General features: G+C 74.9%; 12 protein-coding genes. 3 read left to right on the top strand and 9 right to left on the bottom strand.

What is annotated here, in order from left to right:
• Both ABWI04_RS38570 and ABWI04_RS38565 read right to left on the bottom strand, forming a co-directional pair.
• Positions 1-790: AAA family ATPase (locus tag ABWI04_RS38570; RefSeq protein WP_353835473.1), on the bottom strand; the 790-nt coding region annotated here is incomplete at its 3' end.
• Positions 787-1,914 (bottom strand): exonuclease SbcCD subunit D, encoded by a 1,128-nt coding sequence (locus ABWI04_RS38565; RefSeq protein ID WP_353835472.1) that lies wholly within the window; start codon positions 1,912-1,914, stop codon positions 787-789. The genes ABWI04_RS38570 and ABWI04_RS38565, both read right to left, overlap by 4 nt.
• Positions 1,915-2,030: 116 nt before the next feature.
• On the opposite strand from ABWI04_RS38565, the gene ABWI04_RS38560 reads away from it, so the two are divergent.
• From ABWI04_RS38560 to ABWI04_RS38550, 3 genes are all read left to right on the top strand, one after another.
• Positions 2,031-2,717, top strand: coding sequence for a RibD family protein (locus ABWI04_RS38560; protein WP_345187592.1), 687 nt, complete (start codon positions 2,031-2,033; stop codon positions 2,715-2,717).
• A complete protein-coding gene (locus tag ABWI04_RS38555; protein ID WP_353835471.1) occupies positions 2,710-3,138 on the top strand; it encodes a cytidine/deoxycytidylate deaminase family protein in 429 nt (142 codons plus the stop codon). Before ABWI04_RS38560 ends, ABWI04_RS38555 begins: the two co-directional genes overlap by 8 nt.
• Positions 3,139-3,303: 165 nt before the next feature.
• Positions 3,304-4,746: an aldehyde dehydrogenase gene (locus ABWI04_RS38550; RefSeq protein WP_353835470.1), complete on the top strand. Its 1,443-nt coding sequence runs from the start codon at positions 3,304-3,306 to the stop codon at positions 4,744-4,746.
• A 46-nt stretch (positions 4,747-4,792) separates the two neighbouring features.
• Here ABWI04_RS38550 and ABWI04_RS38545 read toward each other — a convergent pair whose 3' ends face one another.
• From ABWI04_RS38545 to ABWI04_RS38515, 7 genes are all read right to left on the bottom strand, one after another.
• Positions 4,793-5,710, bottom strand: coding sequence for an AMP-binding protein (locus tag ABWI04_RS38545; RefSeq protein WP_353835469.1), 918 nt, complete (start codon positions 5,708-5,710; stop codon positions 4,793-4,795).
• Positions 5,707-7,185: a class I adenylate-forming enzyme family protein gene (locus tag ABWI04_RS38540; protein ID WP_353835468.1), complete on the bottom strand. Its 1,479-nt coding sequence runs from the start codon at positions 7,183-7,185 to the stop codon at positions 5,707-5,709. The genes ABWI04_RS38545 and ABWI04_RS38540 overlap by 4 nt, the downstream gene beginning before the upstream one ends.
• A 108-nt stretch (positions 7,186-7,293) precedes the next feature.
• Positions 7,294-9,753 (bottom strand): ATP-binding protein, encoded by a 2,460-nt coding sequence (locus ABWI04_RS38535; protein ID WP_345187603.1) that lies wholly within the window; start codon positions 9,751-9,753, stop codon positions 7,294-7,296.
• 145 nt (positions 9,754-9,898) lie between these two features.
• On the bottom strand, positions 9,899-10,741 hold the full coding sequence (locus ABWI04_RS38530) for an ATP-binding cassette domain-containing protein (protein WP_353835467.1): 843 nt from the start codon (positions 10,739-10,741) through the stop codon (positions 9,899-9,901).
• Positions 10,738-11,790 (bottom strand): ABC transporter permease, encoded by a 1,053-nt coding sequence (locus ABWI04_RS38525; RefSeq protein ID WP_353835466.1) that lies wholly within the window; start codon positions 11,788-11,790, stop codon positions 10,738-10,740. Before ABWI04_RS38525 ends, ABWI04_RS38530 begins: the two co-directional genes overlap by 4 nt.
• A complete protein-coding gene (locus tag ABWI04_RS38520) occupies positions 11,787-12,776 on the bottom strand; it encodes a sugar ABC transporter substrate-binding protein (RefSeq protein ID WP_345187611.1) in 990 nt (329 codons plus the stop codon). Before ABWI04_RS38520 ends, ABWI04_RS38525 begins: the two co-directional genes overlap by 4 nt.
• Positions 12,777-12,821: 45 nt before the next feature.
• The coding region (locus ABWI04_RS38515) for a thiamine pyrophosphate-dependent enzyme (protein WP_353835465.1) at positions 12,822-13,133 on the bottom strand (312 nt) is incomplete at its 5' end.

The raw sequence follows: 13,133 nt of genomic DNA, 5'->3' as shown, positions 1-13,133 counted from the left end.
CGAGCAAACGCTCGCCCAGTTCAAGCGGCGGATTACTCCTTCTCGCCCTCGTCCTTGGCTTCCGCGTCGCCGGCGGCCTCGTCCTTGGCGTCCACTCCGGGCGCGGCTCGCGCGGCGGCGCGGCGCCCGTCGTCTCGCAGATCCGATCGGAGATCGAGACGGCCCGCGCGCCGAGCTCGGCGGCCTCCCGGCCGGTGGCGGCGCGGCGCTCGGCGAGCCACTTCTCGACCTGCGCGAACACCTCGGCGGCGAACAGCCGCTCCAGCACCTTGCGGCGCTCGTCGGCGCCGGCGCGCAGGAACCCGGCGAACTCCCCCTGCGGCAGCATCGCCACCTGGCAGAACTGGACGGCGGTCATGCCGAGCATCCGCGTCACGAGGTCGCCCGCCTCGTCCAGGCGGGTGGTGAGGCCCACCCAGCCGCCGTGCTCGAACTCCTCGACGACGACCTTGGCGTGCTCGGTCGTCGTCCCGGACCCGCGCAGCTTCGGCCGCTCCCAGGCGGGCGAGCGCGAGACGCGCAGCCGGCGGCCCCGGATGGTCGTCTCCAGCACCACGCGCGGCCCGGCGCCGGGGGGCGCGTGGTCGCTGCGCAGGCCCTTCACCGCGTTGCGGACGCCGGGCACCTGCCCGTAGAGCGCGAAGCAGACCGCGTCGAGGACGCTCGTCTTGCCCGCGCCCGTCCGGCCCTGGATGAGGAACAGGCCGGCGTCGGACAGCGCGTCGAAGTCGATGACCTCCGTGCCCGAGAAGGGCCCGAAAGCCGCGATCTCCAGGCGGTGCAGCCTCACGCCGTGGCCTCCTTCTGGCGGCAGGCCTCGAAGGCCTCGTAAAGCAGGGCGCGTTCGGCCTCGGTCGCGGGCCCGTCGGTGACCTCGGCGACGAAGTCGCCCGCGATGTCGAGGGCGGAGCGCTCGCGCACGCGCTCGGACCAGGTGCGGCCGCCGTCCGCGCCGCCGCCCTGCGGGTCGAAGCCGAGCACGAGCGTGTGCGGGAAGCGGCGGCGCAGCCGCTCCATCGCCGCGGACGGGCGGCGCGCGTCGGTGAGCGTGACCTGGAGCCAGCGGTCCTCGACCTCGTCGTAGGACGGGTCGGACAGCAGGTCGTCGATGCGGCCGCGGACCCGGGCCAGGCGCCGCGGGACGGGGGCCTCCACGAACTCCGCAGCGACGCCGCCGGGGCGCAGGTCGATCAGCCACGAGCCCTTGACGTGCCGCTCCTCGGAGAAGGAGTACGCCAGCGGCGAGCCCGAGTAGCGGACGCGGTCGCCGATGCTCCAGGCGCCGTGCAGGTGGCCGAGCGCCGCGTAGTCGACGCCGTCGAACACCGACGCCGACACCTGCGAGGAGCCGCCGACCGAGATGTCGCGCTCGCTCTCGCTGGACTCGCCGCCGGTGACGAACGCGTGCGCGAGCACGACCGACAGCCGGTCGTGGCGCGCGGCGTCGTCGCGGACGCGGCGCATGGCCTCGGTGAGCGCGGCGGCGTGGCTGCGCTCCTCCAGCTCCCACGGGTGGCGGACGAGCTCGGGCTCCAGGTAGGGGACGCCGTAGATCGCGGCGTCGCCCACGACGACGGGCTCCCCCACGGTCGCGAAGTCGGTGCGGACGTGCACGCCGGCGGCGTCCATCAGCGCCGACCCGAACCCGAGGCGGCGCGCGGAGTCGTGGTTGCCCGCGATGAGCACGACCCGGGTGAGGGCGGCGAGCCGCTCCAGGGCCTCGTTGCACAGCCGGACGGCGTCCACCGCGGGCAGGGCGCGGTCGTAGACGTCCCCGGAGACCAGCACGCACTCGACCCGCTCCGCCGCGACGGTCTCGACCAGGTGGTCGACGAACGCCGCCTGCGCGGCCAGCAGGTCCTCGCGGTGGAACGATCTGCCGAGATGCCAGTCGGAGGTGTGCAGGATTCGCATGTCGCAGCAACCATAGGCACCCCCTCCGACACATCCGGCGCAGAAACGCCGAGTCGCCTCAAACGATCTGCGCCGGCGATGCGATCAAGGACGCGGCGCTCCCGTAGGGTGGCGGCGTGAGCGAGCGTCCCTACGTGCTGCTGAGCTGCGCGATGTCCGCCGACGGCTACATCGACGACGCGACTCCCGAGCGGCTCCGGCTGTCCAGCACGGCGGACTGGGACCGGGTCGACGCGGTGCGCGCCGGTTGCGACGCGATCCTCGTCGGCGCGGGCACCGTCCGGGCCGACGACCCGAGGCTGCTCGTGCGGTCGGCGGCGCGGCGGGAGCAGCGGGTCGCGCGCGGGCTGCCGCCCGACCTCACCAAGGTGACGCTGACCTGGAGCGGCGACCTGGACCCCGGCGCGCGGTTCTTCACCACGGGCGAGTCCCCGAAGCTCGTGTACGCCCCGACCGGCACGGCGGCCGGGCTGGCGGACCGGCTGGCCGGCCGCGCCGACGTCGTGGACGCCGGCGACCCGCTCGCGCTGGACGCGGTGCTCGGCGACCTCGCCGCCCGGGGCGTCCGGCGGCTGATGGTCGAGGGCGGCGGCGGGATCCACACGCTGTTCCTCACCGCCGACGCGGTGGACGAGCTGCAGCTCGTGGTCGCGCCGTTCTTCGTCGGCGACCCGTCGGCGCCGCGCTTCGTGCGGTCCGGGGTGTTCCCGCAGTCGCCCGCGCGCCCCATGCGGCTGCAGGAGGCCACCCGCATCGGCGACCTCGCCCTGCTGCGCTACCTGGTCGGGGGCGCGCGTGGATGACTTCGGCTGGCTGGCCCTGGCCTGCGACCTCGCGGCCCTGTGCCCGCCCTCGCGCACCGCGTTCTCGGTGGGCGCGGTCGTCGTCGGGGCGGACGGGCGGGAGGTCGCGCGCGGCTTCTCCCGGGAGCACGACCCGCACGACCACGCCGAGGAGGCCGCGCTCGCCAGGGCCGGCGGCGATGTGCCGGGCGCGACGGTCTACAGCTCCCTCGAACCGTGCGGGCACCGCGCGTCGCGCCCCCGCACCTGCGCGGAGCTGATCGTCGCCTCGGGCGCCCGCCGCGTCGTGTTCGCCTGGCGCGAGCCGGCCCTGTTCGCCGCGGGCACGGGCGCGGAGGTCCTCGCGGCCGCGGGCGTCGAGGCGGTCGAGCTGCCCGGGCTCGCCGAGCGCGCCCGCCGCCCGAACGCGCACCTGCTCTAGGAGGGGCCGAACCAGACGTCGGCGATCTCGGCCACGGCCCCGGTTCTACCAAATGAGACTCCAGTCTCATTCCTCTTGCCAACGCCCCGGGACGTCATGCGATGCTGTGGCCAAGCAAGCATTCGGTTACCCGCGTCGGCCCTCGGGCAGGGGAGGCACAGCAGCATGCGCGAGCACGATCGGCTGTTCATCGGAGGCGAGTGGGCCGCACCGGCCGGGACCGGCGTGATCGACGTCGTGTCCCCGCACACCGAGGAGGTCATCGGGCGGGTCCCCGAGGGCACCGAGGGCGACATCGACGCCGCCGTCGCGGCGGCCCGGCGCGCCTTCGACGAGGGCCCCTGGCCGCGGATGACCCCCGCCGAGCGCGCGGAGATCGTCGGCCGGCTCTCGGCGATCTACGCCGAGCGGCAGCAGGAGATGGCCGACCTCGTGACCGCCGAGATGGGGTCGCCCATCATGTTCTCGGTGTTCGGGCAGGCGGCCATCCCGCAGATGGTGCTGCAGTACTACGTCGACCTCGCCGCCTCCTACACCTGGGAGGAGGAGCGGCAGGGCATGCTCGGGCCGGTCACGGTCACCCAGGAGCCGGTCGGCGTCGTCGCGGCGATCGTCCCGTGGAACGTCCCGCAGTTCACGCTGATGCTCAAGCTCGCGCCCGCGCTCATCGCCGGCTGCACGGTCGTGGCCAAGCCCTCCCCCGAGACCCCCCTCGACTCCTACCTGCTCGCCGAGTGGATCCGCGAGGCGGGCGTCCCCGAGGGCGTCGTCAACTTCGTCCCGGCCGGGCGCGAGGTCGGCGCCTACCTCGTCGCCCACCCCGACGTCGACAAGGTGTCCTTCACCGGGTCCACCGCCGCCGGACGCAAGATCGGCGCGGTCTGCGGCGAGCAGCTCAAGCGGGTCACCCTCGAACTCGGCGGCAAGTCCGCCGCGATCATCCTGGACGACGCGGACCTGGCCTCCACCGTCGAGGGCTTCAAGCTGGCCTCGCTGATGAACAACGGCGAGGCGTGCGCCGCGCAGACCCGCATCCTGGCGTCCCGCCGCCGCTACGACGAGGTCGCCGACGCGCTCGCGACCATGGTGAGCGGCCTCAACGTGGGCGACCCCGCCGACTACGGCTGCGAGATCGGCCCGCTGGTCGCCAAGCGGCAGCAGGAGCGCGTGGAGAACTACATCCGGATCGGCCAGGACGAGGGCGCCAAGCTGATCACCGGCGGCCTGAACCGCCCACACGACCGCGGCTGGTACGTCGCGCCCACCGTGTTCGGCGACGTCGGCAACGACATGCGCATCGCCCGCGAGGAGATCTTCGGCCCGGTGCTGGTCCTCATCCCCTACGAGGACGAGGCCGACGCCGTCAGGATCGCCAACGACAGCGACTACGGGCTCGGCGGCTCGGTCTGGACCTCCGACGTCGACCACGGCGTCGAGGTCGCCCGCCGCATCCGCACCGGGAGCTGCGGCGTCAACATGTACACCCTCGACCCGAACACCCCGTTCGGCGGCTACAAGAACAGCGGCCTCGGCCGCGAGCTCGGCCCCGAGGGCCTGCACGCCTACCTGGAGCACAAGTCCATCCCCCACCCCGCCCCCGCGGGCTGACATCCGGGCGTTCCCGCGCGTCTTCGGGACGCGCGGGAACGGCCCGTCAGGCCAGCGGGACGACCCGCCAGCCGTGCCGGGCGCGGCAGGCGCGGACCGCCTCGGCGGACGGCGCGCCCGTCACCACGAGGCGGACCCCCGCGACGGCGACGCGTCCGTGGTCGAAGGCGATGGCGCGGAGCTTGGCCGGGGTGACGACGGCGGCCGTGGCCCGCTGGCCGAGGATCGCTTCGAGCAGGTCCGCCGCGTCGCGGCCGGGGACGCCCACGAGGGTGGCGCCCCGCATGAGGCACAGGTCCACCAGCCCCATCCGTGTGCGAGCGGAGACGTCCTGGCCGCACAGGACGAGCACGTCGCCGTCCGAGACGCCCAGCGTCCCGGAGAGGCGGTCGAGGTCGGCGAGGCGGTCGGCGTGGGTGATGTCCCGCGGCGGGGACGGGACGCGCAGGGCGGTGTCCCGGAGCGAGCCGGGCGGCCCGCCGCCCGGGGCGGCGCCGGGCTCCAGGAGGCGGCGGAACGGCGTGGCGCCGGGGACGTCTCCGAAGGCGAAGACCTGCCTGACGTACGACCGTTCCACGGCCGCCATCGACAGGTCCGCGGTGTCCTCGCCTGTCAGCAGGAACCGGGCGCCAGCCTCGTTCATCAGCGCCGCGAGCCCGTCGGGGCCGCAACCGGCCGGGAGCAGGACCGGCACGGCCCCGGCAGCGGCGACCGCGTGGACGGCGACGGCCAGTTCACGCACCCCGGAGACGTGCACCACGCCGGGGTCGCCCTTCCGGACCCCGTGCCGGCGCAGGCCCTCCGCGGCGGCCGGGACGGCCCGCGCGAAGTCTCCGCGCGCGAGCCCGCCCGCCGGGTCGACGAGGGCGGGGCGCTCCCCGCGCCGGGAGGCGGCGGCTCTCTCCGCCGCCTCACCGGCCGCCTCCAGGACCACGTCGGTGATCGTGGCGGGTGCGCACGTCACGGGGCCAGGCCGGCGCGCTCCAGGAGCTCCCGGCGCCTGACCCGGCCTCCGGCCGTGCGGGGGATCTCGTCGACGACGTGCACCGCCGACACCGCCCGGGTCGCCGGCACGCGCCCGTTGACATAGGCGAGCAGGTCGGCCTCGGACACCGGTTCGGACAGCACGGCGAACGCGTGGGGCGCGAGCCCGAGGTCGTCGTCGGGGGCGGGCGCCACGACGGCGTCCCCCACGGACGGATGGGCGGCCAGCACCGCCTCCGGGTCGCCGGGCGGTTCGCGGCGCTCCCCGGCGAGCGGCCCGAGGATGAACGCCCGCCCGTGCTCGTCGGCGAACGCCGAGTCCCCGGTGGGCAGCCACCGCCCGGGGCCCGCGGCGTCCCGCCCCACCGGGAGCCGCACGCACATCTCGCCGGGCTGGTAGGACGGCTGCACCGCCCCGGTGCGCGGATCCACGACCCGCCACGCCACGCCCGGCAGGCCCCGCCCGACCGAGTCGAGCGTCCCCTCCTCGGCGGCGCGCAGGTTGAGGTGGGTGAACCCGCCGGCCTCGGCCGGCCCGTACGCCTGCCGCACCGGGCAGCCCAGCCGGGTCGCGGCGGCGCGGGCCCCCTCCGAGGCGAGCGGCCCGCCCGCGACCACGACGGCGCGCAGCACCCGCAGGTCGTAGTGGCAGACGGCGCGCTCGTGAGCGAGGGCCTCCACCAGCTCCGGCGGCAGCACCGCGACGGTCACCCGGTGGTCCCGCAGCGCGCGGAGCAGGTCGTGGCGTCCCGCCCCGGCGTACGCGACGGCGGTGGCGCCGAGCCGCAGCACCGGGTTGAGCACCCCGTTCAGCCCGAGGACGGTGCCGAACGGCAGCGCGCTCAGCACCGTGTCCGCGCCGCCGAACATGGCCGACTCGGCGACCCTCATCAGGGCCGCGACGACCTCCGCGTGCGTCAGGCGCACCGTCCGGGCAGGGCCGCCTTCGCCCTCCGGCGTACAGGCCAGCAGCGCGACGTCGCCCCCGGCGCGGTCGGCCACCGTGTGCGGGGCCGCGCTTGCGGGGGCCGGGGCGGCGAGCAGATCGGCGAGCCGCAGCCGGGCCGTCTCGCCGGTGCGGCCGGTTCCGGCGTCGTCATCGCCGCCGGGAGCGTCGGTGATGACGGAGCGTGCGCCGGCCTCTTCGAGCAGGCGGGACGCGTCCGGGCCGGTGACGGGGAAGGGGACGGCGCCGGCCGCGATCACCGCGTGCAGGGCGACGGCGAGGTCCAGGGGCTCGCGCAGGCGCAGGCCGACCACGTCCCCCGGCATGGTTCCGTCGCGTGCGAGAGCGGAGGCCGCGGTCCCGACCAGGGTGGAGAGTTCCGCGTGGGACAGGGCGCGTCCGGACGACGCGTCCAGCACCGCGGTCCTCCCGGGGTGGGGTGCGGCGCCGAACACCGCGTGGGTCACCGTGACCGCCGGGTAGGCGGGGTCCACGCTTCTGGGGAGCATGGCGCCGACGCTAGGCGGGCGCGCCGGCCCGCGCATGCGCCGAAGTGCGCAACCACCGTCGTATTCGACCGACGCCCGGGAGCGCACGCGATGTGTACACACCCCCGGTCAGGAATCCTCCGCGGGGATGTTGTCCACGGCCCAGGCGGCGATCTGGGCGCGGGAGGAGAAGCCGAGCTTGGTCAGGATGTTGGTGATGTGGCGGGCGACGGTGGCGGGGCTGATGACGAGCTCGTCCGCGACTCCGCGGTTGCTGAGACCGCGGCGGACCAGGCGGGCGATCTCCCGTTCGCGGGCCGTGAGGCTGCTCGGCGGCGTGACCGGTCCGGCGGCGCCCGGCGCGGCGAGGCCCTGCGCCGGCGGCCGAGGCGGCGGGACCGTCCCGGGACCGCGGAGCGCGTAGGCGATCGCGTCGTCGGCGGTCATCGCGCGGCCCTCCCCCCAGTACTGGGCGAGGAGGGGTTCGCCGATCCCGCGGCGGATCGGTTCGAGGACGCGTTCGCGGCGCGCGCCCGTGCCGGGCTCGCGGCCGGTCGCCTCGCGCAGCGCGGACGCCGCGCCGGCGAGCGTCACCGCGCCCCGCTCGTCGCCCTCGCACGCGACCACCTCGGCGAACGCGTCCAGGGCGCGGGCCATGTCCAGCCGGATCCCGCACGAGCGGCTCAGCGCGAGGCTCTCGGCGAGCGACGCGCGGGCCGAGGGCAGGTCTCCCCGGGCCAGCGCGACGCGGCCGAGACCGGCCAGGGCCCGCGCCAGCTCCGGCCGCGCGCCGATCTCGGCGAGGACCGGCAGGACCGCGGCGTAGTGGCCGCGGGCCGAGGCCGGGTCGCCGCGCAGCTCGGCGAGCCTGCCGAGGCCGATCATGGCGTGGGAGGCGCCCCACAGATGGCCGATGTCCCGCATGACGGACGCGGCCGCGCCGAGCCGCTCGCGGGCCTCGCGCAGCCGCGACTCCCGGATCAGCAGGTAGCCGCGGGCCGCGCACGCGTAGGCGCGGGTCCACTCCCGTCCGGGGTCGCGGACGAGGGCGTCGGCCTCGTCCAGGCGGCGGGCGGCGGCGGCGAAGCGGCCGGCGCGGGCGAGGCACTCGGCGCCGGTGATCAGCGCGGTCGCGGTCATGACGTCGTCCCCGGCCTCCCGGCAGGGCCCGAGCGCCTCGTCGGCGCGCCGGGCGGCCTGGGCGAAGTCGCGGCCCCCCATGGCGAGCTGGGCGCGGCCGGCGAGCGCCGGGCCGAGGACGCGGGGGCCGACGCCGCGGGCGGCGGACAGGAAGCGGTCGGTCCGGTCGGCCCATTCGGCGACGCGGCCGCGCGCGATCCAGAACGTCCGCAGCGCCGTGCACAGCCGCAGCCCCTCGGCGATGTCGCCGTGGTCGAGCGACCAGGTCAGCGCGGCCCGGACGTTGCCGAGCTCGGTGTCGTACCGGTGGAACAGCGCCACCCGGTCCGTCCAGGGCGCGGGCTCGACGCCGAGCGCGATCGCGCCGTCGCGTTCGGCGTCGGCGAGGACGGCGTCGCGGTGCCGCCCGCGGAACTCCTCCTCCTCGCCGGCGTCCGCGAGCCGCTCCGCCGCGTACTCGCGGATGCTGTCGAGCAGCCGGAACCGGACCTTCCCGCCGGTCTCCCCGGTCACGGTCGCGAGGGACTTGTCGACGAGGGCGGTGAGCGCGTCCAGGACGTCGTCGGCGGGCAGGGCGCCGCCGGACGGCGCGGGATCGGCGCAGACGTGCTCGGCCTGCTCCAGCGTCCAGCCCGCGAAGACCGACAGGCGCCGCAGGAGGACGCGCTCCGGCCCGTCCAGCAGGTCGTGGCTCCAGTCGATCGCGGCGCGCAGGGTCCGCTGCCGGGCGGGGGCGGTGCGGTCACCGGCGCTGAGCAGCCGGAACCGGTCGGCGAGGCGGCGCGCGATCTGCTCGGCCGACAGCACCCGGACCCGGGCGGCGGCGAGCTCCAGCGCCAGCGGCATCCCGTCGAGGGCCCGGGTGACCTCGTGGACGGCCTCCGACACGGCGAACCCGGGCCGCGCCGCGTTGGCGCGCTCCAGGAACAGCCGGACCGCCTCGTCCGGCTCCAGGGGCGGCACCCGCCACACGTTCTCCCCCGCCATCCGCAGCGGCTCCCGGCTGGTGGCGAGGATCCGCAGCCGCGGGCAGCGGGCCAGCAGCAGGCCCGTGAGCTTCGCGCACTCCTCGACGACGTGCTCGCAGTTGTCGAGGACGAGCAGGACAGGCGGCGCGTGCAGCGCGTCGGCGAGCGTCTCGGTGAGCGGACGGCCGTCCTCCTCGGCCACGTCGAGGGCCGCGGCGACGCGCCGCGCGACGGGCTCGGTCGTCCCGTCCGGGCGCACGTCGGCCAGTTCCACGAACCAGACGCCCCCGTCGTGCGCGCCGGCCGCCGGGGACGCGTCGAGGACCGCGTGCGCGACGTGCAGCGCGAGCCGCGTCTTGCCGATCCCGCCCGCCCCGCACAGGGTGACGGCCCGCATGCCCTCCAGCAGCCTGCCGAGGTCGGCGGCGTCGCGTTCGCGGCCGACGAAGGCGTTGGGCTCGGCGGGGAGATTGGTCTTCACGGCTCTGTGAGTGTGGCATTGCGCTGCGTGATCCGCCACGGTTTCGCGGTCTCGGTCTGGAGAGCGCGCGCCCGCGCCGGACCGGTCCTCGCCCGGGCCCCGGGCGAGGACCGCCCCGGGCCGCCTGAGCGGCCCGGGGGGGCCGTCAGTCGCGGGTGAGGCCCAGGCTCTCGGCCTCCTTCGCCATCCGCGCGGCGGCGGCGGACGAGCCCGCCGCGTCGAGTTCGTGGGCGAGCTCCTCCAGCTCGCCCCCGCCCGCCATGAGGCCGGTGAGCTCCTCGCGGGTGATCTCCTCCTTGGTGTGGTACCCGATGCCGCGCCCGCGGTTGAGGATCAGGAAGCGGTCGCCGACCGGGTAGGCGTGGTGCGGGTTGTGGGTGATGAAGACGACCGCGAGGCCCCGCTCCCGCGCCTGGACGATGTAGCGCAGCACCACCCCGGCCTGCTTGACGCCGAGGGCGGCGGTGGGCTCGTCCAGGACGAGCGCCTCGGCCCCGAAGTGCACGGCGCGGGCGATGGCCACGCACTGCCGCTCGCCGCCCGACAGGGTCCCGATGGGCTGGTCGACGTCGCGCAGGTCGATGCCCATCGCGGCCATCTCCCGCTGGGTGGTCTCGCGCATCGACCTGACGTCCATCGCTCCGAAGCGGCCCCGCTTCTCCGAGCCGAGGAAGAAGTTGCGCCAGACCGGCATGAGCGGGACGACCGCGAGGTCCTGGTAGACGGTCGCGATGCCGCGGTCGAGCGCGTCGCGGGGCGATCCGAAGCTCACCTCCTCGCCCCGCACCTCGTAGGTGCCGGTGTCGTGGCGGTGCAGCCCGGCGACGATCTTGATGAGCGTGGACTTGCCGGCCCCGTTGTCGCCGAGGACGCAGGTGACCTCGCCCGCGGAGGCCTCCAGGTCCACGTCGCGCAGCGCGATGACGTTGCCGTAGTTCTTGCCGACGCCGCTGAGACTGATGAGCGGCGCCCCCTTCGCGTCCGTCATGGCGTCCGCTCCACTCTGCGCCGCACCACCAGGTTGACCACGGTGGCGACCAGCAGCATCGCGCCGAGGAAGAACCGGAACCAGTCGGGGTTCCACTCGGCGTACACGATGCCCTTGTTCGTCATGCCGAAGATGAACGCCCCGATCGCCGCGCCGACCGCCGACCCGTAGCCGCCGGTGAGCAGGCACCCGCCGATGACCGCGCAGATGATGTAGAGGAACTCGTTGCCGACGCCCTCCCCGGACTGGACGGTCGCGAACGCGAACACCAGGTGCATCCCGGAGAACCACGCGCAGAACGCCACGCCCATGAACAGGCCGATCTTCACCCGGTCGACGGGGACGCCGACCGCGCGGGCGCTGCCGGCGGCCCCGCCCACCGCGAAGATCCAGTTGCCGAGGCGGGTGCGCAGCAGGAGCCAGGTGGCGATCGCCGTGAACGCCAGCCACCAGAACACGGTCACCTTGACGTTGACGCCGAGCACGTCCACGTCGGAGGCGAAGACCGCGCGGGCGGAGGCGAAGCCGTCCATGTCGCGGACGGAGTCGCTCGCGACGTTGCCGGTGAGCGCCTTCGTCACGCCGAGGTTCAGGCCCGCGAGCATGAAGAACGTGGCGAGCGTGATGATGAAGCTCGGCAGCCGCGTCCGGACGTACAGGACGCCGTTCACCATGCCGAGCGCCAGCGTCAGCACCAGCGAGATCACCACGCCCGCCCACACGTTCAGCGTGAACTGGTAGGCGGTCAGCGCGGCGATCAGCGCCGAGGACGTCACCATCACCCCGGCGGACAGGTCGAACTCGCCGCCGATCATCAGCAGCGACACCCCGACCGCCATGATCCCGAACGTCGAGGCCGCGTACAGGACGGTGGAGAACGAGCCGGCGCGCAGGAAGGCGTCCGCGACGATCGAGAAGAACGCGAACAGCGCCACCGCGCCGAGCAGCGCGCCGAGCTCCGGGCGGCCCAGCAGCCGCCGCACGGGCGACCGCCGGGCCAGGCGCTCGTCGGGGCGGGCCGCCGGCGGCCCGGCCACCGCCTGGGTCATCGCGTCCCCCGGTTCGCGAACGCCTCCAGCTGCGCCGCGTTCTGCTTGGTCACGATCGCGGGCCCGGTCAGCACGGGCCGTCCGCCGCCGAGCACGTTGCCGTTGTTCTTCAGCAGCCACAGCTCGTCGACGGCCCCGTAGCCCTGCAGGTAGGGCTGCTGGTCGACGGCGAACTCGATCGCGCCGGAGTTGATCGAGGCGATGAGGTCCTTGTTCAGGTCGAACGTGCCGACCTTGGCCTTGCTCCCGGTCTCCTTGACCGCGTCGACGGCGGTCGCGGCGAACGGGGCGCCGAGGGTGAGGATCCCGTCGATGCTCTTGTCGGCCTGGAGCTTGGCCGTGATGGAGGACTTCACCTCCGGCATGTTGGTGCCCTGGACGAACAGGTTCTGCAGGTCTCCGCCGAACGTCTTCTTCGCGCCGGCGCAGCGGTCCTCCAGGCCGACGTTGCCCTGCTCGTGGACGACGCACAGCGCCTTCTTGGCGCCGAGCTTCCCCAGCTCCGTGCCGGCCGCCTCACCGGCGATCGACTCGTCCTGCCCGAAGTGCGCGACCGCGCCGAGCTTCGCCGACTCCTCGGCGCCGGAGTTGATCGACACGACCGGCACCTTCGCGGCGGCGGCGCGGGCCAGCACGTCCTTCATCGCGTCCGGCTTGGCGAGGGTGACGATGATGCCGTCGACCTTCTTGTCGAGCGCGGCCTGGACGAGCTGGGCCTGCTTGCCGCCGTCCGGGTCGGCGGAGTAGAGGAACTCGACGTTGTCCTTGGCGGCGGCGGCCTTCGCCCCCTTCTGGACGATGTCCCAGAAGGTGTCGCCCGCGCCGGAGTGCGTGACCATCGCGATCTTCAACCGGGGGCCGGCGCCCTCCGGGGTCTCCTCGGACTTCTTGCCGCCCGAGCTGCTGCAGGCGCTCAGCGCCAGCAGCCCCGCGGCGGCCAGCACCGCCAGGCCCCTGGACGTCCCACGCGCGAAAACGCCTCTCATCGGCTGTTCTCCGTTTCTCCCCGAATGGTCGGTCTGAGGAGTTGATCACAGATGATGACGGCGCGTACGCCTATCCCTTTCATATCGGGCGCGGGCCTCCCGGGTGGAGTCCAGCGCCGACACCTCCGCGACCGGGACGTCCCACCATGCCTCACTGTCGGGGGTGTCCGCCAAGGGGTCCGTCTCAATGTGGATGACCGTCGTCCTCGGGGACTTGCGCGCCTGCTGGAGCGCGTCCCGCAGGTCGGCGGTCGTGGCCGCCCGGATGACGTCGGCGCCGAGGCTGGCGGCGTTGGCGGCGAGGTCGACGGGGATGGGGTCGCCGTCCAGGCCGGTGGGGGTGCGCAGGCGGTGGCG

The organism is Actinomadura sp. NPDC000929 (assembly GCF_040492065.1).
GTDB classification, from domain to species: domain Bacteria; phylum Actinomycetota; class Actinomycetes; order Streptosporangiales; family Streptosporangiaceae; genus Spirillospora; species Spirillospora verrucosospora.
This window is presented reverse-complemented; position numbering and strand designations above follow the sequence as displayed.